The sequence below is a fragment of the Ruegeria sp. I1 genome, assembly GCF_056532675.1.
Genome location: NZ_JBQFNM010000008.1, coordinates 179,651 through 199,010, shown reverse-complemented (window position 1 = coordinate 199,010; position 19,360 = coordinate 179,651). Strand labels below are relative to the sequence as shown.

The following is a 19,360-nucleotide window of genomic DNA, read 5'->3' as shown; positions in this document are numbered from 1 at the left end:
CCAACGGATACTGAACAGGCATCTCCCAACCCGCAAAATCAACCATCTTTCCACCCAACTCAACATGAAGAGAGTACAAGGGAGTGCGTTTTAGTTCAGACATAATTCCAACCTTTCGATTAGCGGCACTGATCGCGAACAACCATGACGTTGCAATGTGCATTGCGCACGACTCGGGCCAGGTTCGGGCCAATTTCATAGTTCGGGAAGTCGCCCTTGGTGGAGGCCATGACAATCAGGTCAAACCCCTCTTTGTAGGCGAGTTTCAGGATTTCACGGTAAACGCTGCCTTCTTCGATATGGATCGCCACATCGGAGGCATCAGTGTGATCCAGAATGGCCTGAACCGCGCTGCGGACATGATCCTTGGCACCAGCGCCATAGTTCGCGGGCAGGTTCGGCAGCTGGATAATCTCGGGGATGACAGCGACGGCGTGCAGTTCGGCACCGTAGAACTTCGCCTGTTCTTGCGCCAGTGGCAGGGCGTTTGTCCACGACCGGTCATCGGTGTGATCAATGGGCAGCAGGATTTTCGTCGCCATCACGTCTCTCCTCGTGACTTAGAGTTTTGTTTCGAGGCCGGGGGGCCGGGATGGCCCCCCGGTCATTTCATCCCAGACTACTCGGCAGGTGTTGCGTCCGGCTCTTCGGACTTGCCGCCCGAGGCGAAGAACTCTTTCGTCAATTTGAAGACGATCGGGCTCAGCAGGGCCAGGGCGATCAGGTTAGGAATAGCCATCATGGCGTTCAGCGTATCTGCCAGCAGCCAGATGAAGCCCAGATCTGCAGTTGCGCCGAAGTAGATCATAACGATCCACAGAATGCGGTAGGGCAGCAGCGATTTGACGCCCAGCAGGAACTCGACACATTTCTCGCCGTAGAACGACCAGCCAAGAATGGTGGTGAAGGCAAAGATCGACAGAGCGATGGCGATCAGATACCCACCGATGCCCGGCAGCGACAATTCGAACGCGGCCGAAGTCAACGCCGCACCGGATTCACCCGATGTCCAGGCACCCGACGCGATGATCGCCAGACCGGTGATCGAGCAGACGATGATGGTGTCGATGAAGGTACCCAGCATCGCGATCAGGCCCTGATTAACCGGACCTTTGGTCTCGGCCGCGGCATGTGCGATCGGGGCGGAACCCAGACCGGCTTCGTTCGAGAAAACACCCCGTGCCACACCAAAGCGGATGGCGGCCCAGACGGCTGCACCGGCAAAGCCACCTTCGGCGGCGGACGGGGTGAAGGCGTGAGTGAAGACAAGCGACAGGGCAGAGCCGATGTTGCCGATGTTGATCAGCAGAACCAGCAGGCCGGCGATGATGTAGGCGATGGCCATGAACGGAACAAGTTTACCGGCAACCGCACCGATGCGAGTGATGCCGCCCAGGATCACGGCTGCGGTCAGGACCATGAGAACCACGCCGGTGACCGAGGTGTTCAGGCCAAAGTTGGCTTCCAGAACCTGTGCCACGCCGTTTGCCTGCACGCCGTTGCCGATGCCAAAGGCCGCAACAGCGCCGAACAAGGCAAATGCAACGCCCAGCCAGGCCCATTTCGCGCCGAGGCCGTTCTTGATGTAGTACATCGGGCCGCCGACAAAGTTACCCAGCTCGTCCTTTTCACGGTATTTCACCGCCAGAACAGCTTCGGCATATTTGGTGGCCATGCCCACCAGGGCGGTCATCCACATCCAGAACAAGGCGCCTGGACCGCCCAGGAAGACAGCAGTGGCCACACCAGCGATGTTACCTGTACCAATGGTTGCCGACAGCGAAGTCATAAGCGCGTTGAACGGGCTGATCTGCCCTTCACCCTGACCTTCCCGGCCTTTGAACAACAGGCTGAAGCCCGTGCCAATGCGCAGGATCGGCATGAATTTCAGCCCGACCTGCAAGAAGAAGCCGACGCCAAGGATGAGAACCAGCATCAGCGGCCCCCACACGACGCCATTGATGGCTCCTACGATTGAATTTAACGCTTCCATGGTATTCCTCCCTAATGCGTCTGGTTATGCCCCGGCAGCAATTGCCCGCTGGCGGGCTTGCTTGAGGGCGGCAAAGTCTTCGTCCGCATGGAACGACGAACGGGTCAGCGGCGCGGCCGACACGTGTAGAAAGCCCTTGGAGCGTGCGATCTGCTCCAGCTGGGCGAACTCTTCCGGTGACCAGAACCGGTCGATCGGGTGATGTTTCGGGGTCGGTTGCAGGTATTGCCCGACTGTCAGGAAATCGACATTTGCGGCGCGCAGGTCATCCATCACCTGGCGCACGTCACTGAGGCTTTCGCCAAGGCCGACCATCAGGCCGGATTTGGTGAAGATCTTGGGATTTGCGCGTTTGGCATCGTCCAGCAAACGCAGCGACGCATAGTAGCGGGCACCGGGCCGAACCGTCGGGTATAGATGCGGTACCGTTTCCAGGTTGTGGTTGAATACGTCGGGGGCGGCCGCAAAGACCAGATCGGCCGCATCCCCTTTGCCCAGGAAGTCGGGGGTCAGAACTTCTACCGTCGTGCCGGGATTCTGGTGCTGCACAGCACGGATGGTTTGGGCAATATGTTCAGCACCGCCATCGGCCAGATCATCGCGGTCGACCGAGGTGATCACCACGTGGCGCAGGCCCAGTTTCTTGACGGCGGCGGCAACCCGGGCCGGTTCAAACGGGTCCAGCGCATCAGGTCGACCGGTGGCAACATTGCAGAAGGAACAACCACGGGTGCAGACCTCGCCCATGATCATCATGGTGGCGTGACGTTTGGACCAGCATTCGCCGATATTCGGACAGGCGGCTTCTTCGCAGACCGTGGCGAGGTTATGCTCTCGCATCAAGCGACGGGTCTTATAATACTCGGCGCCATCGCCCTTTTTCTTGCGAATCCACTTGGGCTTGCGCGGAATGACGCTGTCGGTTTTTTTGGCCTTTTCGGGGTGGCGGGTGCGAAGCTGGATGGTCATCTGGTGGCTCCTTCTTACGCGTGGATCGCGCGATCCATGGCGTCGAGGCAGGCTTCTTTGACCGCCTCGCCCATGGCTGGGTGCGCATGACAGGTGGAGGCGACCTCGGACACGGTTGCGCCTTTGGTCATGGCCAGAACCAGTTCGGCAATCAGATCACCGCCATGGGCACCGCAGATATGCGCACCCAGGATTTTGCCGTTCGGGTCCGCCAAAACCTTGACCGCGCCGTCGGATTCACCTGTCGACCGCGCGCGCGAGTTGGCCATGAACGCGAATTTGCCGACTGCGTATTCGGCACCGGCTTCTTTCAGCGCCTCTTCAGTCACACCGACCGAGGCAACCTCAGGGTCGGTGTAAACGACGCCCGGCACGGTGTTGTAGTCGACATGGCCGCCCTGCCCTGCCAACATCTCAACGCAGGCAACGCCGTCTTCCTCGGCCTTGTGGGCCAGCATCGGACCGGGGATGCAGTCCCCAATCGCATAGATCCCGGGAACCGATGCGCGGAAGCTGTTGTCCACTTGGACAAAGCCGCGCGGGTCAAGAGCTATCCCCAGTTCTTCCAGCCCCAACCCGCGCGTGACGGGGCGGCGTCCGACGGCGATCAGAACCTTGTCGGCTTCGATCACCTCTTCCTTGTCTTTGCCGACCCGGTCCAGAGTAAGCGTCAATCCGGTTTCAGACTTATCAATGGCCTTCAGCGCGCGTCCCAACTGGAACTTCAGACTGCGTTTGCTGAGTGCGCGCTGCGCCAGTTTCGCAATCTCGCCGTCGATACCGGGCAGGACACGGTCCAGATACTCAACCACTGTGACCTTGGCTCCAAGACGCGCCCAGACCTGACCCAACTCAAGCCCGATCACCCCTGCCCCGACGACAACCAGATGATCCGGCACCGTGTCCAGCGCCAAGGCACCGGTTGAGCTGAGAACATCCTGCTCATCGATCTCGATACCGTTCAGCGGTGTCGGCTCAGACCCTGTGGCGATCAGGATATTCTTGGCCTCATAGATGTCGTCGCCAACCTGCACCTGCCCGTCGGCGGGAATGCTGGCCCAGCCTTCGATCAGCTCAACGCCGTTCTTCTTGAATAGAAAACCAATGCCCTTGGTCAGATCGCCAACGATCTTGTCCTTGCGCCCCATCATCGCGGGCACGTCGATGCTGGCCCCCTCAACCGCAATGCCATGGGAGGAGAGATGTGCAAGCTCGGCATATTTGGCCGAGGAGGTCAGCAACGCTTTGGAGGGAATGCACCCCACATTCAGACAGGTTCCACCCAGCGCCCCGCGCCCTTCCACGCAAGCCACTTTCATACCAAGTTGAGCCGCGCGGATCGCAGCAACATAACCGCCGGGGCCGCCCCCGATAACGATGAGATCGTAAATGCTCATTGGGTGTTCTTTCAGTAGATTGGATAGTTGGCACACAAGGCGTGGACTTTTTCGCGAGTCTCTGCCTCGACAGCGGCATTGCCTTCGGGCGTCTCGCGCAGGGCATCCAGAACGTCGCCAATCAGGTGGCCAATCCGGGTGAACTCCTCCGGGCCAAACCCGCGGCTACATCCAGCGGCCGTTCCCAGCCGAATGCCGCTCGTGATCGTCGGTTTTTCCGGATCACCCGGAACACTGTTTTTGTTGCAGGTGAACCCGGCCCGCTCCAGCGCGGCCTCGGCGTCTTTTCCGGTCACGCCAAGCGGCCTCAGATCGACCAGCATCAGGTGGTTTTCCGTGCCGCCCGAAACGATGTCACATCCCCGCGCCATCATCACATCGGCCAGCGCCGCCGCGCTGTCCACGACGCGCTGCATATAGTCCTTGAACTCAGGTTTCAGTGCTTCCCCGAATGCGACGGCTTTACCGGCGATCACGTGCATCAATGGGCCGCCCTGAAGCCCGGGAAACACAGCCGAGTTGATCTTTTTAGCCAGCGCCTCGTCATTTGTCAGGATGATCCCGCCACGCGGACCGCGCAGTGTCTTATGCGTCGTCGACGTCACGATATGCGCATGGCCGATCGGCGAGGGATGCAGCCCAGCCGCAACCAGGCCCGCGATATGAGCCATGTCAGCGAGCAGCCATGCACCAGCTTCGTCGGCAATTTCGCGGAACCGCGCGAAATCGATTTTTTGCGAATAAGCCGATGCGCCTGCGATGATGAGCTTCGGCTTTTCTGCTTTGGCCAGTTCAGCGACCTGATCATAATCGATCAGGCCTTCACCGGTTAGACCATACTGGATCGGGCGGAACCATTTGCCAGACTGCGCGGGTTTCGCGCCATGGGTCAGGTGACCACCTGCGTCCAGCGACATGCCCAGAATGGTGTCACCGGGCTGCAGCAACGCCAGTTTGACTGCACCATTGGCCTGAGCCCCGGAATGCGGCTGGACGTTCGCGTATTCGCAGCCGAACAGCTTTTTGAGCCGTTCGATTGCCTCAACCTCGACTTCATCCACATACTCGCAGCCGCCATAGTAGCGACGACCGGGGTAGCCTTCTGCATATTTATTCGTCAGCACGGAACCCTGCGCATCGATCACGGCCTGCGAGACGATGTTCTCGGATGCGATGAGCTCGATCTGCTGAGCCTGGCGCTGGCGCTCGCGATCAATCGAAGCGGCGATGATCGGGTCAGCATCCTTAAGCGATGTTGTGAACATATTTTCCTCTCTCGCGCTAGAATCTCAAATACGAAACATTGTTTCCTATAGGGGAATTTTGTAAAAGATGGCAATACCCATCTCAATTTTGTGAAGTTGTGTCAGGTCGTGGAAATCGTTAACCTACGGAAAACCAGGGAGGTTTCTATGGTCGATGACAGCCTGAATGACGCCGTCGGACCGGAGGAAGAGGATGACGGCGCAGCCTTGGGACGCACGATCCGAGACGCACGCCGTGCCAAAGGGTGGACGTTGGAGGAAGCCGGGCGCGCCGCGGGAATCGGTCGTTCGACGCTGTCCAAGATAGAAAACAACCAGACACGGCCAAGTTTTGAAATCGTGCGGCGATTGACTCAGGCGCTGGATATGAGCACCCCGCAATTGTTCCTGCAATCAGGTCAAACTGGGATCGCGGGTCGACGGGATTTCACCCCAAAAGGTGAAGGTGAGATGCGGGACACCCCCACCTATCTGCACGAGCTTTTGTGCCCGGAACTGACCAGCAAACGCATGCTGCCTTACATTGCGACCATCAAAGCCCGCGATGTATCCGAATTCGAGAACTGGATCAGGCACAGTGGGGAAGAGTTCCTGTATGTCATCAGCGGAGAGCTGACCTTTCTGTCCGAACACTATCGCCCCCTGCCGATGAAAGCTGGGGACTCACTGTATTACGACAGCGGCATGGGGCATGGCTGTATCTCGACCAGCGAAGAAGACGCTCGCGTTTTGTGGGTGTCCTTGGAGTAAGCCGCCCGGATCACCCCTGCGATTCAACAAGCACCTTCAGGTTCGACAAACCGCGCTCGTAGTCGCCACCGACCCAACTATCCATCATCAGGCCCATCCAGCGCGACATGGGATTGAGGCCCAGATTAGTTTCAAAACCCCAAGTGACCTGAGTCTGCCCACCTTCGGGCTGCAGGACAAACGCAGCCATTGCCGTCCCCATCGGGCCGAAATCAAGCGCCGTGCGGACGGTTTCGTTTTCAATGCTCTCAACAATCTCCTGCGATCCGGTGCCAACTTGAGGGTGGTCCGAACTCCAGTTCAGGGTGTTGCCAACTCCCGTCTCTGGACCGGAATAGGACAGTTTGGTTTCGGGATCGCGATGCAGCCACGGGGACCATTGTTCGGTCTCTTGCATGGAGTTCACGTAAGGAAAGATCGCCTCAGCCGGGGCGTCGATGGTGATTGAACGAGACACCTCGGCCTTTCCAGGCAGCAGATAAGAGACGCCCACAAGCGCCACGACAATCACAAGCAGAAAGACAAAAAGACGTTTGATAAATCTCATGGGTCCGATCCGATTCCAAAATTACTATTTGACGGGATCATATCAAAAAATGGCCCGGAATCAGATGTCTGATCCGAGCCATGTTCAATGTTCCTGATGGGACAGCGTCGGAACTACGGCTGATAGGGCAGCGATGAGTGGTGCAAGACAATTCGCAGCACGCCATCGGCGTCTTTCTTGTAACCAAAACTTTTGTCGACCTGCGTCACGTTCCCGTCCTTATCGGTCAGGATGACGGCGCCCATCCACATGGCTACGTCGCCTTCCACAAAACTGGCCGAAGTGACGCTTTCCATCTCGCGCCAGCCTTTGATCCCAAAACCGCCGTCCAACGGGTAAGCGTCGTCATGACCAACGAAATAGGCCAGCGCACCGTGGCGTGTTGGGCGAAAGGTCTGGTCTCCTGATGCAAGTGTCGGCTTGAACAAAACCGGACCAAGATTGTAGCCATAGGCCGCATGCAGAACGGTTTCGGCAACCGGTCGTGCCGCGTCAATGCCACCTTCCTCGTAGGCTTTCGAGATTGCAATCAATCCATCGCCCCAGGCCACGCGGGCAGCAGTCAGTTCGTCAGCAGTGATCGACATAACTCGGTCCTTTTCCGTTGGTTTCGATGGTAAGTGTCAGCATGACGGTTTCATTTCAAGGGTGGCTGCGTCGATTTGCGCGCGCTTATTGCCTCACATCCGGAAACAAGCCTGAATTCACTGAAAATTCGAACCATTTTTGTGGCCTGGGGCAAGGTTTTGCAAAGGAATTCCCGACCAATATCTGGTCTACGCCGTGGGGGCGACAGAAGTAGGGTGAATGTGGTGGAAAAGATACTCACGCTTGAACATACAGAAACGGTGCGGCTGGACCCGGACAGGTTGAGCGGCCTGTACCGGCAATTGGGTGACAAGAACGCACTGGACGTTCTGTGCCGCACGGTCGAGGAACTGGCCGTGCGCCTGTCGAATTGCGAACGGTTCTGGCGGAAACGCGATTGGGACAATCTGCGCAAATGCTCGAAATCGCTGGTGGCGATTGCCGATCAGATCGGGATGACGGCGCTGGCAAGGGTTGCCGGCGATGTTACGCAATCGGTTGATGCCGGGGATGCGGTTGCCGCTGGGGCGACGCTTGGGCGGCTGATCCGCATCGGCGAACGGTCTTTGACCGCGATTTGGGATCAGCAGGACCTGTCTGTCTGACGGGGGTTGCAGGCGGATCGCGGGTGGCTAGTCTGGGCGCAAAGTCAAACAATCGAGACATCCATGCCCCTCAGCTTTGCCGAACCGACCGATCCTTTTGTCCCGCTTCATGTCATCGCCCAACCTGATCTGGACGCGTGGCTGGCGGATCAGCCCGAACATGTCGGCCGCTGGGTCGCGGCAAACGGGTTCACCGCTGCGCTGGGTCAGACACTGTTGGTGCCCGATGACGCAGGCGGTACCACTTGTGCGCTTGCAGGTTACGGGACCGAGTCGAAACGCACGCGCAAACGCTTTGCCTTGGCCACCGTGGCCGAGTCACTGCCCGAAGGCACCTATAAGATTGTATCTGGCCTTGATGCGAGCCGGGCTGAGATCGAATGCCTGGGCTGGCTGCTCACTGGATACACGTTCGACCGCTACGCAAGCCAATCCCCCGCAAAGGCACGGTTGATCGTGCCAGATGGTGTCGATGCTAAACGCATCGAAGCGATGGCCAATGCCGAGGCGCTGACCCGTGATCTGGTCAACACGCCCGCCTCGGATATGGGACCCGAGCACCTGCAACAGGCCATTGAAACACTGGCGGAAGAATTCGGCGCATCCTGCAAGACCATCCTGGCTGATGCGCTGTTGGAACAGAACTTTCCCATGATCCACACTGTGGGGCGCGCAGCGGATCAGGCCCCGCGATTGATCGAGATGAATTGGGGATCGGTTGGCCCAAAGCTAACGCTTGTCGGCAAAGGCGTGTGCTTTGACACGGGTGGGCTGAACCTGAAGCCCGGCGCCTCGATGGGTTTGATGAAAAAGGATATGGGTGGCGCGGCCAATGTCTTGGGTCTTGCCCAAATGATCATGGCGCTGAACCTGCCCCTGCAATTGCGGGTGCTGATCCCAGCGGTCGAGAACGCGGTAGCAGGCAATGCCTTCCGGCCCGGCGACATCCTGACCTCGCGCAAGGGGTTGACGGTTGAGATCAACAATACCGATGCCGAGGGGCGGCTGGTGCTGGCCGATGCGCTGGCGCTGGCGGACGAGGGCAACCCCGACCTGGTGATTTCGATGGCCACTCTGACCGGAGCAGCGCGCGTGGCATTGGGCCCCGATCTGGCCCCGTTCTATACGGATGACGATCAGACCGCAGCCGCACTGTCGGACGCCGCGCAACGCTCGGCCGATCCGGTCTGGCGGATGCCCTTCCACACGCCGTATGAGGCGATGATCGAACCCGGCATCGCCGATCTGGACAACGCGCCCTCGGGCGGGTTTGCGGGGTCCATCACCGCTGCCCTGTTCCTGCGCCGCTTTGTCGAGAACAGCGCCTATATGCATTTCGACATCTACGCGTGGCAGCCCAGCAAGTCCCCCGGACGCAGCAAAGGCGGGCTGGGCCAGGGCCCTCGCGCCATCCTCGGCACCCTGCCAGAGATACTGGGCCTATGACGGATCGTAGGCTTCTGCCCTTCAACGGACGGGTCGCGCATTCATCACTAAAGGGTCAGGTGGATGCACAAACCTTTAGCGATGGAGAGGTTACATATTTTAACCGCGTTGTGACAGACATTCTGGACAAGCCCGAAGGCAAGCGACAATGCCAGTTAGTAGCCGGAGAAGGCTTTGTCGTTCTCGACACATTGCAGAAATACATGTTCGGCTACCGGGAGAAGGATGGCTATGTCGGCTGGGTGTTCCCCAATATCCCCAACCCCACGTTACAACCGACACATCGCATTTGTGTTCCCCGCGCGGTGGTTTTGGAACATCCGGATGTCACGCAAAATGACAAGGAACAGGTTCTGCCCTTCGGCTGCGGTGTAGAGCACTGGCCCATCCCAGGGCCCGAGCGAGAAGCGGCACTGCGTAACTCGGGCTGGATCCGCATCGCTCAACATGGCCATATCCCGACGCCGCGATACGTTCGCGAAACACAGTTGGTCGAATTAAATTGGATAGCTTCTGATCCTGTGACCGTCGCGGAGCAGTTTCTTGCCACCCCTTACATCTACGGCGGTGATACAGGACTTGGAATTGACTGTTCAGGCCTGATTCAAGTCGCTTTTCAGTCTTGTGGATTGTCCTGCCCGCGCGATAGCGACATGCAATCAGAGTTTTTCAGGCCAATTTCAAAACCCGAGTTGCGTCGAGGTGATCTTGTGTTTTGGAAAGGTCACGTCGGCATGATGCTAGATCAGGACGAACTTCTGCATGCAAACGCGTATCATATGGCTGTTGCCAAGGAGCCTTTGGAGGACGCAATCTCTCGTATTGGTCAAAAAGAATTCGGAGCCGTTACAGGCTTTGGGCGGCATCCCGATTATTGACACTCTAATCCGGAGAAACTGAGCGGATCAACTTACGCTCCAACACACGCAACACCGTACGCAAGTCGTGGCCGCGTTTCAGGATGCGACCGTCCATGCCAACAACCGAATACATCCCTTGTTTCTGCCGCAAGCGCGGGTGTTTCTCGATGCGATAGATCGGGTGTTCGGCTGTGCGCCGGAAGATCGAGAAGATAGCCGTATCGCGCAGGTTGGATATTCCGTAGTCGCGCCATTCTCCGGCGGCGACCATCCGACCATAGACAGACAGGATATGTGACATCTCGCGCCGGTCGAACGCGACGGGCATCTGGGCCGAGTTTGCAGAGAACCGGCTGGGAGGCTGCATATTCATATCTCAAGCCTTGCCGGAAATCGCGCCTGAATCAAGCCTGATGCGCATCAACGCTGTATTTCCCTATCGCCGCCCGATCTGTCGACAGATCAGGATCACCGGCAACAAGCCAACGGCCAGAATGACCAGCGAAGGTACTGCGGCCCCTTCGAGCCGTTCGTCCGAGGCCAAGCGGTAAGCCTGCACCGCCAGTGTATCAAAGTTGAACGGGCGCATGATCAGGGTCGCGGGCAACTCTTTCATCACATCGACGAAGACGATCAGCAAAGCGGTGAGCAGCGATGGGGTCAGAATGGGCAGATGGACCCGCCGCAGCGTTCCCAACGGAGTTTGCCCCAAAGACCGAGCGGCTGCGTCCATATTGGCGTGAACCGTGCTCTGCCCGCCTTCATACGCGCCCAGTGCGGCAGCCAGAAACCGCACCATATAGGCCGCGACCAACAGCCAGATAGACCCTGTAACCAACAAGCCGGTCGAGATATCAAAGGTCTGGCGCATCCAGGCGTCCAGTGCGTTGTCAAACGCAGCGAAGGGCACAAGCAGCCCAACCGCAATCACACCGCCGGGCACCGCATATCCCAGCCGAGCCAGATAAGCCGCGCTGGTCGAGGCGCGCCCGGGTCTGAGGCGCTGAAAGAATCCAACGCTGACCGCCGCCGCTACAGTGACCAGAGCCGCGGTGCCCGCCAGGATCAATGAGTTCTGGATGAACCCAAGGTACCGGTCCGACAGCAGGTTCTGTTCAGACTCCAATCCCATGTCGACCAGAATGAGAACCGGAAATACGAACCCAAACAGGACAGGCACTGCGCAAAGAAGAAACGCCCCAAGGGCGCGCCACCCGGTCAGATGCGCGGCGGGGTGCGCCACATGGTGTTTGCCGCTTTGATGATACTTTGCATTCCCGCGCAACGTTCGTTCAGCCACGGCCAGCATCAAGGCAAAACCCAACAAGCATAGTGCCAGCTGCGCGGCCCCAGCGCGATCACCCAGCGAAAACCAACTGGTGTAAATGCCGGTCGCAAAAGTCTGAACCCCGAAATAGGAGACGGTTCCAAAATCCGCGATGGTCTCCATGATCGCAAGCAGCACCCCGCCCGCAATCGCAGGGCGCGCCATGGGCAACGACACACGCCGAAACGCCAACCACGGATTGTTCCCCAAGGCGCGCGCCGCCAGAAACGCCGTAGCGCTTTGCTGCAGAAACGCGGCGCGGGCCAGCAGGTAGACATAAGGATAAAGTACAAGGATCAGCATTGCCGCCGCACCCTCGGTCGAGCGGATCTCGGGGAACCAATAGTCGCGCGGGCCCCATCCCGTCACGTTACGCAGGGTGGTTTGTACGATGCCTGGGTGATCCAGAACAAAGGTGTAGGCATAGGCAAGCACATAGGCCGGAAAGGCCAACGGCAGGACCAATGCGATTTCCAACAATCGGACACCGGGGAACCGAGTCATTGTCACCAGCCAGGCGGCGCCGGTTCCGATGCAGAACGTGCCGATAGCCACCAATATGACCAGAATAATCGTGGTGACTGTGTACCTGGGCAATACCGTCTCGGCCAAATGCGTTATTGCATCGGTCCCACCGGTCAGCGCAGCCAGAACAACCGCGATCATCGGCAACAGGCACGCCCCAGCCACGACGTAGGCCAGCCCGGCCAAAAGCCGGGTCCCGCGCACGCCGCGGTTTCGCGATCCGTTTTCAGAATAGTCGATCTGGGTCATTGCCCCGCTGCGTTGATGCCGAAGACTTCGCCTTTAATCGACCAAAACGCTCGGAAACACCAGTGTGCGGGCAACAAATCTGCGACACATACTGCCGCAGACCTTACTCATAAACCCGCTGGTCCTCGATCACTAAGCCGTCTTTGGGCAGGGAACCGGGCGCGACTACCTCGATCGCGCCTTTCAGCTTCAGCACTTCGGCCACGGATTTGGCATAGGCCATGTCATCGCCACCCGAGCTTTCGATCTGGACAGTCATGGTATCCATCTCTCCCTGCCGCGCGGCAATCACGCGGGCTTTGACGATCTCGTCATGCTTTTCGACCAAAGCGGCGACCTGTTCAGGGCGAACAAACATCCCCTTTATCTTGGTGGTCTGGTCGGCACGACCCATCCAGCCTTTGATCCGCAAATTGGTCCGCCCACAGGGCGAGACACCCGGCATCAGGGCTGACAGATCCCCGGTGGCAAAGCGGATCAGGGGATAGTCGGGGTTCAGAGAGGTCACGACCACCTCACCCACCTCACCCATGGACACAGGAATGCCAGTTCCTGGGGTCACAATCTCGACGATCACATGCTCGTCGATGATCATCCCTTCCATCGCGGCGCTTTCATAGGCGACATTGCCCAGATCTGCTGTGGCATAGCATTGCAGGCAGGAAATCCCGCGATCCGCATAGTCCTGACGCAGTGACGGGAACAGCGCACCGCCGCCCACGGCAGCTTTGGAGAACTTGAGTTCGACCCCCATCGCATCAGCCTTGTCCAGGATGACCTTCAGGTAATCGGGGGTGCCCGCATAGGCGGTACATCCGATGTCGCGCGCGGCGGTGACCTGTAGTTCGGTCTGGCCTGTTCCGGCGGGCAGGACGGCGGCACCAACCGCGCGCGCACCGCTTTCAAAGATCATTCCAGCCGGTGTCAGATGATAGCCAAAGCAGTTCTGAACGATATCACCCGCGCCGATACCAGCCGCATTCAAAAAACGGCCCATGCGCCACCAATCCTGATCTGTGTTGCCGGGCTCATAGATTGGCCCCGGCGACTGGAACACGTGATGAAACTGATGCGCTGGCTTCACAGTGAACCCGCCGAATGGCGAATGGGCGGCCTGGGCGCGGGTCAGGTCTGACTTGCGTAGAACCGGTAACAGGGGCAAATCTTCGGCAGATTTGACCTTATTAGTGTCAATTTCGGCGAGATGCTCTGCAAACCCGGGTGCGGAGGCCACCTGCACAAGCTGCGCCCGCAAAGCTGCGGCCTGATCCAAGGCGCGCTGATCGGCAGAGCGCGTTTCGAGTGTGTCGAAATAGGTCATCGCCATATCCTCCATCAGATCACAACCACCGCTTGCGGCGGCGATAGGACCGCACGTCACGAAAGCTCTTGCGGCCATCCTCGGACATGCCGAGGTAGAACTCTTTCACGTCGGGGTTTTCACGCAGCTCAGCCGCTGGACCATCCATCACAACGCGACCGGATTCCAGAATGTAGCCGTAATGCGCAAAGCGCAGTGCCACATTGGTGTTCTGTTCGGCCAGCAGGAAGGATACGCCTTCTTTCTCGTTCAAATCTTTCACAATGCCGAAAATCTCTTCGACCAGCTGAGGGGCCAGACCCATCGAAGGTTCGTCCAGCAGGATAGTCTCGGGTCGCGACATCAAAGCTCGGCCCATCGCGACCATCTGCTGTTCCCCGCCCGAGGTATAGCCGGCCTGCGACCGGCGACGCTCTTTCAGGCGTGGAAAGTAATTATAAACAAGTTCCAGATCCTGCTGGATCGCGGCATTTCCATCCTTGCGGGTATAGGCACCGGTCAGCAGGTTTTCTTCGACTGTCAGGTGTTCAAAACAGTGACGGCCTTCCATCACCTGGATAACGCCCTTTTCAACCAGATCGGCAGGGTCGCTTTCATGCACGCTTTGGCCGCGATACTTGATCGTGCCTTTGGTCACCTCGCCACGTTCGGAATGCAGCAGGTTCGAAATCGCCTTCAGTGTCGTGGTTTTGCCCGCACCATTGCCGCCCAGCAAAGCCGTAATTCCGCCCTTGGGCACAGTCAGGCTGACCCCTTTCAGCACAAGGATCACATGGTTGTAGATCACCTCGATATTGTTGACCTCAAGCAGGGTTTCCGCCTGTACATCTGTGGTTTGTGCCGCATCCAGCATCAGCGCTTATCCTCATGCCTGCCCAATAAGGGCGGTTCGTGAGGAGCGGCAAGCAACCCGCCGCTCCGTTTGTCTGGGGCGCCCCGGAAAACCCGGGGCGCGCGCTCAGTTTCTTACTCGCAGCGCTGCGAGATGTTGTTTTCAGCCGCGTATGCGCCCGAATCTTCTTCGATCAGCGCATTGATCACGTCGGCATCGGTCGGTTTGAAATCCTGAACCGAATTCCACGTGCCTGCTGCTGCATCCCACTGAACGACGCCGACAAGGCCGGGGCCGCCGTGATTTTCACAGCTGACTGAAAACTCGGGGCCGAAACCAGACATGCCCAGCGCTTCCATCTTGGCGTTGGTCATCTCCAGCGCTTCCATGCCATCGCGCATCATCGATGCGTCGATTTCTGCAGTGCCATGCATGTCCTGTGCAGTTTTCACCGCTTCGGCAGCCAGCATCGCGGCGTAGAGACCACGGTTATACTGCACCGTGCCCAACTGATCACCCGCGCCAGCGGCTTTACCAGAATCGACAACGTATTTCTGCAGATCGTCATAGACAGGGTAGTCATCACCCAGACCGGTGAAGGTCAGCGCCTTATAACCGGTGGCTTTGTCACCCGCAGGTTGCACATCGAATTCCGCACCGGACCACCAGACGCCGATGAAATTCTCCATCGGGAAGCGGATGTTGGCAGCCTCCTGCACGGCAACCTGGTTCATCACGCCCCAGCCCCACATGATCACATAGTCGGGCTTCTCACGGCGGATTTGCAGCCACTGAGATTTCTGCTCTTGCCCCGGATGATCCACCGGCAGCAGGGTCAGGTCATAGCCATGCTTTTCGGCCAGTGTTTCCAGCGTGCGGATTGGCTCTTTGCCATAAGCAGAGTTGTGATAGACCAGAGCGATTTTCTTGCCACCCAGATCTCCGCCATTCTGATCCAGCAGATAGTTGATCGCGCCCGACGCACCGTTCCAGTAGTTGGCCGGATAGTTGAACACATGGCTGAATACTTTGCCGTTCGCGGCCGACGTCCGGCCATAACCCATCGTGTGAAGCGGGATCCCATCTGCAGTCACTTTGGGGATCAGCTGATAGGTGATACCGGTCGACAGCGGCTGATACACCAAAGCGCCCTCGCCTTTGGTGGATTCATAGCATTCCACACCTTTTTCGGTGTTATAGCCGGTCTCACATTCCAGAACGCGGGCCGGAACACCGCCGATCCCACCGTCACGTTCATTCAGCAGGGTAAAGTAGTCAGCATAGCCATCCGCAAACGGGATACCGCCCGCCGCATAAGGTCCCGTCCGATAGCTGAGTGACGGGAACACGAGGTCGGCCATAACCGGACCTGCGGCCATCACAGCGCCCAGCGCTAGAGTTGCCAGTTTCTTGTTCATCGGGTGTCTCCTCCCTTGGTTAGTCCGATGTTGGGTTTCGGGCTTGAGCTGCCCGTCTTTTGATTGGGCCGGCCCTTAGTGCGGGAACGGCCAGAGTCTGAGTTTCTCTTTCGCGACGCGCCACAGCTGTGCCAGCCCATGCGGTTCCAGGATCAGGAACATGATGATCAAAGCACCAACGATCACCAGATTGAGATGCGCCACGATATCCGTGGGCCAGCCCAGCAAATCGACGCCAACCAGCTTCAGAACAACCGGCAGCAACACCAGGAACGCGGCCCCGGCAAAGGATCCGAAGATCGAACCCAATCCACCGATGATGACCATAAACAGCACCAAGAACGATTTCTGAATGCCAAAGACTTCACCGACCTCAACCGCACCCAGATAGACGGCAAAGAACAGCGCTCCGGCCACGCCCACGAAGAATGAGCTGACCGCAAAGGCAGTTAGCTTCGCCTTGAGCGGGTTCACCCCGATGATCTCGGCCGCGATATCCATATCCCGGATCGCCATCCATGTCCGGCCCGTGGTGCCTCGCGTCAGGTTGCGGGCAATGATTGCACAGACGGTCAGGAAGATCAGGCAGAACAGATATGTCGCCCATGCGGGCGCGTTCGGTCCGGTTATGATGATGCCAAAGACATCGCGCTCTGGCGCGTTGATCTGACCCGAGGCCGAGTAGTTGTAGAACCACGGCACCCGGTTGAACAGCCAAACCAGAAAGAACTGCGCCGCCAGCGTGGCCACGGCAAGATAGAATCCTTTGATCCGCAGCGAAGGCAGGCCAAACAGCACGCCAACAATCGCGGTTATGCCACCTGCCAGCAGAACATGGATGAACATGCTGACATCGGGGAACGCCGTCATCAATTTGTAGCAGGCATAGGCCCCCACGGCCATGAAGCCGCCAGTACCCAGACTAACCTGTCCGCAATAGCCAACAAGAATGTTCAACCCAATCGCGGCAATCGCATAGATCAGGAAAGGCAGCAGCAACGCGTTCGCCCAGTAATCATTGATGATGAACGGAATAATGCCAAACGCCACCGCCAGCACGACATAGTAGCGATACCGGTCGAATTTGATCGGGAAGGTTTGGCTGTCAGCAATGTACGAGGTTTTGAAATCCCCGGCCTCACGATAGAACATGCGTCACTTTCCCCATTGTTCCTGTGCCCGACCCCGGGCAGCAGCATCCAGTTGATTGGACCCTTTGGCATACCCGCTCGCCTCGGACGCGCGGACCAGTTTCATGTAAGCCATGATGCCGGTGACCAGCCCGGCAAAAGCCAGGATCGCCGCCACGACCAGTTGACTGTCGCTCAGATCATCCGAGGTAACGGCGATATACCCAAACGCCCAGAACCCGGCCCATGCGATGACGTTGATGATGGCGATCAGCTTGTGCATGGCTAAACCCTCTCGATGATCTTCTCGCCGAACAGTCCCTGAGGACGGAAGACGAGGAAGATCAGCGCCAGCACGTAAGCAAACCAGTTCTCGGTTGCGCCGCCGACCAGCGGTCCGATGGCAAACTCGAACAGCTTCTCGCCCACCCCGATGATCAGCCCGCCGACAATCGCGCCGGGGATCGATGTAAACCCGCCCAGCATCAGCACCGGCAGCGCCTTCAGCGCAATCAGAGACAGCGAGAACTGCACGCCCGACTTGGTGCCCCACATGATCCCCGCGACCAGAGCGACGAACCCGGCGACTGACCAGACCATGATCCAGATGAAGTTCAGCGAGATTCCCACAGACAGCGCCGCCTGATGGTCATCGGCCACCGCGCGCATGGCGCGACCTTGCTTGGTGTATTGGCTGAACGCGACCAGAGCTGCCACCAGTAGCGCCGCAATGATCGTCGCCACGATGTCCAGATTGTCGATGAAAAAGCCATAGTCGAAAATCTGGAAGGTGGTCTCATCAATCCACAGGTTGATGCCCTGCGGCAGACCCACATCGAGCGTCTTGATCTCGGAGCCCCACATCAGGTCGGCCACACCCTCAAGGAAGTAAGCCAGACCGATGGTGGCCATGAACAGAATGATCGGCTCCTGCCCGACCAGATGGCGCATGACGAAGCGCTGCACAGCCCAGGCCAACAACACCATCACCGCCATGGTCAAAAGGATCGCCAAAAGCGCAGGGACGTTCCAGCCAAAGTAGTGGATATGTGTCCCGAAAATCGCATTGATCAGATGGGCAAACGGCACTTGCCCCTTCATGATCCCCACCAGCGTCATCGCCGCAAAAAGCGCCATAACCCCTTGGGCATAATTAAAAATCCCCGAGGCCTTGTAGATCAGCACAAAGCCCAGCGCGACCAGCGCATAAAGCACCCCGGCCATCAGACCGTTGAGGATGACCTCCATCGCAAATACGAGTTGTTCAGGCATAGACGCCTCCCCAATTTACCACCTCGATGTCAGTCATGGCTGACCCCAAGATAGGCGTCGATGACCTCTTGGTTGTTGCGCACCTCGTCGGGTGTGCCGTCGCCAATTTTCTTGCCATAATCCATCACGACGACCCGGTCGCTCAGGTCCATCACCACGCCCATGTCGTGTTCGATCAGGGCAATCGTGGTGCCGAATTCATCATTCACGTCGAGGATAAAGCGGCTCATGTCCTCTTTCTCTTCAACGTTCATGCCCGCCATGGGTTCATCCAGCAGCAGCAGCTTCGGCTCCGCCGCCAGAGCACGCGCAAGCTCCACCCGCTTTTTCAACCCGTAGGGCAGGCGTGACACAGGCGTCTTGCGGATGTGCTGGATTTCGAGGAAGTCGATGATCCGTTCAACCGCCTCACGATTCTCGGTCTCTTCGGCTTCGGCCTTCCCCTTCCACCACGCCTGTTGAAGGATGTTGGTCTTCATAAAGCTCAGACGCCCGGTCATGACGTTGTCCAGAACGCTCATGCCTTCGAACAAGGCGATGTTCTGGAAGGTCCGCGCGATCCCCTGCTGCGCCACTTCAAAGGGCCGCATCTGTGGGCGCTTGGCTCCGTGGAACCAAACCTCACCCTCCTGCGGGACATAAAACCCCGAGATCACATTCAGCATAGAGGACTTACCCGCGCCGTTTGGCCCGATAATGGCGCGAATTTCGCCCTCTCGAATATCGAACGAGATATCCTTGATCGCCACCACACCGCCGAAACGCAGGGTGATGTTCTTCATCTCCATCACCACACCGCCGATCTTGCGGCCGTCTTCGGTGACATATCCTTCGGAATGATCCAGCATCAGCCTCTCCCAGACTTA

At 58.3% G+C, this 19,360-nt stretch carries 20 protein-coding genes; 4 read left to right on the top strand and 16 right to left on the bottom strand.

What is annotated here, in order from left to right:
- Nucleotides 1-119 precede the first annotated feature (119 nt).
- From ACR0DH_RS15825 to glyA, 5 genes are all read right to left on the bottom strand, one after another.
- On the bottom strand, nucleotides 120-542 hold the full coding sequence (locus tag ACR0DH_RS15825; RefSeq protein WP_480550561.1) for a universal stress protein: 423 nt from the start codon (nucleotides 540-542) through the stop codon (nucleotides 120-122).
- 77 nt (nucleotides 543-619) lie between these two features.
- Nucleotides 620-1,993 (bottom strand): alanine/glycine:cation symporter family protein, encoded by a 1,374-nt coding sequence (locus ACR0DH_RS15820; RefSeq protein WP_480550559.1) that lies wholly within the window; start codon nucleotides 1,991-1,993, stop codon nucleotides 620-622.
- 24 nt (nucleotides 1,994-2,017) lie between these two features.
- Nucleotides 2,018-2,962: a lipoyl synthase gene (lipA, locus tag ACR0DH_RS15815; RefSeq protein WP_480550557.1), complete on the bottom strand. Its 945-nt coding sequence runs from the start codon at nucleotides 2,960-2,962 to the stop codon at nucleotides 2,018-2,020.
- Nucleotides 2,963-2,976: 14 nt separating this feature from the next.
- Nucleotides 2,977-4,359 carry a dihydrolipoyl dehydrogenase gene (gene lpdA, locus ACR0DH_RS15810; RefSeq protein WP_480550555.1) on the bottom strand — a complete coding sequence of 461 codons (1,383 nt, stop codon included), beginning with the start codon at nucleotides 4,357-4,359 and terminating at the stop codon, nucleotides 2,977-2,979.
- Between the two features lie 11 nt (nucleotides 4,360-4,370).
- Complete coding sequence (glyA, locus tag ACR0DH_RS15805) at nucleotides 4,371-5,624, bottom strand: serine hydroxymethyltransferase (protein WP_480550553.1); 1,254 nt, start codon at nucleotides 5,622-5,624, stop codon at nucleotides 4,371-4,373.
- A gap of 147 nt (nucleotides 5,625-5,771) precedes the next feature.
- Here glyA and ACR0DH_RS15800 point away from each other — a divergent pair, with 147 nt between their 5' ends.
- Nucleotides 5,772-6,374 carry a helix-turn-helix domain-containing protein gene (locus tag ACR0DH_RS15800; RefSeq protein ID WP_480543596.1) on the top strand — a complete coding sequence of 201 codons (603 nt, stop codon included), beginning with the start codon at nucleotides 5,772-5,774 and terminating at the stop codon, nucleotides 6,372-6,374.
- A gap of 10 nt (nucleotides 6,375-6,384) precedes the next feature.
- Here ACR0DH_RS15800 and ACR0DH_RS15795 read toward each other — a convergent pair whose 3' ends face one another.
- On the bottom strand, nucleotides 6,385-6,921 hold the full coding sequence (locus ACR0DH_RS15795; protein WP_480543598.1) for an SRPBCC family protein: 537 nt from the start codon (nucleotides 6,919-6,921) through the stop codon (nucleotides 6,385-6,387).
- A 113-nt stretch (nucleotides 6,922-7,034) separates the two neighbouring features.
- The gene (locus ACR0DH_RS15790; protein WP_480543600.1) at nucleotides 7,035-7,508 is read right to left on the bottom strand and encodes a phosphoribosyl-AMP cyclohydrolase; all 474 of its coding nucleotides are present in this window, start codon (nucleotides 7,506-7,508) and stop codon (nucleotides 7,035-7,037) included.
- A 216-nt stretch (nucleotides 7,509-7,724) separates the two neighbouring features.
- Here ACR0DH_RS15790 and ACR0DH_RS15785 point away from each other — a divergent pair, with 216 nt between their 5' ends.
- The 3 genes from ACR0DH_RS15785 (at nucleotide 7,725) to ACR0DH_RS15775 (ending at nucleotide 10,438) form a co-directional block, all read left to right on the top strand.
- Nucleotides 7,725-8,114 carry a hypothetical protein gene (locus tag ACR0DH_RS15785; protein WP_480543602.1) on the top strand — a complete coding sequence of 130 codons (390 nt, stop codon included), beginning with the start codon at nucleotides 7,725-7,727 and terminating at the stop codon, nucleotides 8,112-8,114.
- Between the two features lie 63 nt (nucleotides 8,115-8,177).
- Nucleotides 8,178-9,560: a leucyl aminopeptidase family protein gene (locus tag ACR0DH_RS15780; RefSeq protein WP_480550551.1), complete on the top strand. Its 1,383-nt coding sequence runs from the start codon at nucleotides 8,178-8,180 to the stop codon at nucleotides 9,558-9,560.
- Nucleotides 9,557-10,438: a C40 family peptidase gene (locus ACR0DH_RS15775; protein ID WP_480550549.1), complete on the top strand. Its 882-nt coding sequence runs from the start codon at nucleotides 9,557-9,559 to the stop codon at nucleotides 10,436-10,438. Before ACR0DH_RS15780 ends, ACR0DH_RS15775 begins: the two co-directional genes overlap by 4 nt.
- A gap of 4 nt (nucleotides 10,439-10,442) precedes the next feature.
- On the opposite strand, the gene ACR0DH_RS15770 is transcribed toward ACR0DH_RS15775, so the two are convergent.
- The 9 genes from ACR0DH_RS15770 to ACR0DH_RS15730 all read right to left on the bottom strand — a co-directional run bounded on the left by ACR0DH_RS15770 (nucleotide 10,443) and on the right by ACR0DH_RS15730 (nucleotide 19,342).
- Nucleotides 10,443-10,793, bottom strand: coding sequence for a DUF2794 domain-containing protein (locus ACR0DH_RS15770; protein WP_353009256.1), 351 nt, complete (start codon nucleotides 10,791-10,793; stop codon nucleotides 10,443-10,445).
- A 63-nt stretch (nucleotides 10,794-10,856) separates the two neighbouring features.
- Nucleotides 10,857-12,521 carry an ABC transporter permease gene (locus ACR0DH_RS15765; RefSeq protein ID WP_480550547.1) on the bottom strand — a complete coding sequence of 555 codons (1,665 nt, stop codon included), beginning with the start codon at nucleotides 12,519-12,521 and terminating at the stop codon, nucleotides 10,857-10,859.
- A 103-nt stretch (nucleotides 12,522-12,624) separates the two neighbouring features.
- Nucleotides 12,625-13,842, bottom strand: coding sequence for a phenylacetate--CoA ligase family protein (locus ACR0DH_RS15760; protein ID WP_480550545.1), 1,218 nt, complete (start codon nucleotides 13,840-13,842; stop codon nucleotides 12,625-12,627).
- A gap of 19 nt (nucleotides 13,843-13,861) precedes the next feature.
- A complete protein-coding gene (locus tag ACR0DH_RS15755) occupies nucleotides 13,862-14,695 on the bottom strand; it encodes an ABC transporter ATP-binding protein (RefSeq protein WP_480550543.1) in 834 nt (277 codons plus the stop codon).
- A 113-nt stretch (nucleotides 14,696-14,808) separates the two neighbouring features.
- On the bottom strand, nucleotides 14,809-16,092 hold the full coding sequence (locus ACR0DH_RS15750; protein ID WP_480550541.1) for an ABC transporter substrate-binding protein: 1,284 nt from the start codon (nucleotides 16,090-16,092) through the stop codon (nucleotides 14,809-14,811).
- 75 nt (nucleotides 16,093-16,167) lie between these two features.
- On the bottom strand, nucleotides 16,168-17,244 hold the full coding sequence (locus ACR0DH_RS15745) for a branched-chain amino acid ABC transporter permease (protein ID WP_480550539.1): 1,077 nt from the start codon (nucleotides 17,242-17,244) through the stop codon (nucleotides 16,168-16,170).
- Between the two features lie 3 nt (nucleotides 17,245-17,247).
- The gene (locus ACR0DH_RS15740) at nucleotides 17,248-17,505 is read right to left on the bottom strand and encodes a hypothetical protein (RefSeq protein ID WP_480550537.1); all 258 of its coding nucleotides are present in this window, start codon (nucleotides 17,503-17,505) and stop codon (nucleotides 17,248-17,250) included.
- 2 nt (nucleotides 17,506-17,507) lie between these two features.
- Nucleotides 17,508-18,494, bottom strand: coding sequence for a branched-chain amino acid ABC transporter permease (locus tag ACR0DH_RS15735; RefSeq protein WP_480550536.1), 987 nt, complete (start codon nucleotides 18,492-18,494; stop codon nucleotides 17,508-17,510).
- 29 nt (nucleotides 18,495-18,523) lie between these two features.
- Nucleotides 18,524-19,342, bottom strand: coding sequence for an ABC transporter ATP-binding protein (locus ACR0DH_RS15730; RefSeq protein WP_170534159.1), 819 nt, complete (start codon nucleotides 19,340-19,342; stop codon nucleotides 18,524-18,526).
- Nucleotides 19,343-19,360: the final 18 nt, after the last annotated feature.

Bases quoted from the DNA above. Each gene is read 5' to 3' on its own strand.
- ACR0DH_RS15825 (WP_480550561.1), bottom strand. From the start codon at position 542: ATGGCGACGAAAATCCTGCTGCCCATTGATCACACCGATGACCGGTCG.
- ACR0DH_RS15820 (WP_480550559.1), bottom strand. From the start codon at position 1,993: ATGGAAGCGTTAAATTCAATCGTAGGAGCCATCAATGGCGTCGTGTGG.
- lipA (WP_480550557.1), bottom strand. From the start codon at position 2,962: ATGACCATCCAGCTTCGCACCCGCCACCCCGAAAAGGCCAAAAAAACC.
- lpdA (WP_480550555.1), bottom strand. From the start codon at position 4,359: ATGAGCATTTACGATCTCATCGTTATCGGGGGCGGCCCCGGCGGTTAT.
- glyA (WP_480550553.1), bottom strand. From the start codon at position 5,624: ATGTTCACAACATCGCTTAAGGATGCTGACCCGATCATCGCCGCTTCG.
- ACR0DH_RS15800 (WP_480543596.1), top strand. From the start codon at position 5,772: ATGGTCGATGACAGCCTGAATGACGCCGTCGGACCGGAGGAAGAGGAT.
- ACR0DH_RS15795 (WP_480543598.1), bottom strand. From the start codon at position 6,921: ATGAGATTTATCAAACGTCTTTTTGTCTTTCTGCTTGTGATTGTCGTG.
- ACR0DH_RS15790 (WP_480543600.1), bottom strand. From the start codon at position 7,508: ATGTCGATCACTGCTGACGAACTGACTGCTGCCCGCGTGGCCTGGGGC.
- ACR0DH_RS15780 (WP_480550551.1), top strand. From the start codon at position 8,178: ATGCCCCTCAGCTTTGCCGAACCGACCGATCCTTTTGTCCCGCTTCAT.
- ACR0DH_RS15775 (WP_480550549.1), top strand. From the start codon at position 9,557: ATGACGGATCGTAGGCTTCTGCCCTTCAACGGACGGGTCGCGCATTCA.
- ACR0DH_RS15770 (WP_353009256.1), bottom strand. From the start codon at position 10,793: ATGAATATGCAGCCTCCCAGCCGGTTCTCTGCAAACTCGGCCCAGATG.
- ACR0DH_RS15765 (WP_480550547.1), bottom strand. From the start codon at position 12,521: ATGACCCAGATCGACTATTCTGAAAACGGATCGCGAAACCGCGGCGTG.
- ACR0DH_RS15760 (WP_480550545.1), bottom strand. From the start codon at position 13,842: ATGACCTATTTCGACACACTCGAAACGCGCTCTGCCGATCAGCGCGCC.
- ACR0DH_RS15755 (WP_480550543.1), bottom strand. From the start codon at position 14,695: ATGCTGGATGCGGCACAAACCACAGATGTACAGGCGGAAACCCTGCTT.
- ACR0DH_RS15750 (WP_480550541.1), bottom strand. From the start codon at position 16,092: ATGAACAAGAAACTGGCAACTCTAGCGCTGGGCGCTGTGATGGCCGCA.
- ACR0DH_RS15745 (WP_480550539.1), bottom strand. From the start codon at position 17,244: ATGTTCTATCGTGAGGCCGGGGATTTCAAAACCTCGTACATTGCTGAC.
- ACR0DH_RS15740 (WP_480550537.1), bottom strand. From the start codon at position 17,505: ATGCACAAGCTGATCGCCATCATCAACGTCATCGCATGGGCCGGGTTC.
- ACR0DH_RS15735 (WP_480550536.1), bottom strand. From the start codon at position 18,494: ATGCCTGAACAACTCGTATTTGCGATGGAGGTCATCCTCAACGGTCTG.
- ACR0DH_RS15730 (WP_170534159.1), bottom strand. From the start codon at position 19,342: ATGCTGGATCATTCCGAAGGATATGTCACCGAAGACGGCCGCAAGATC.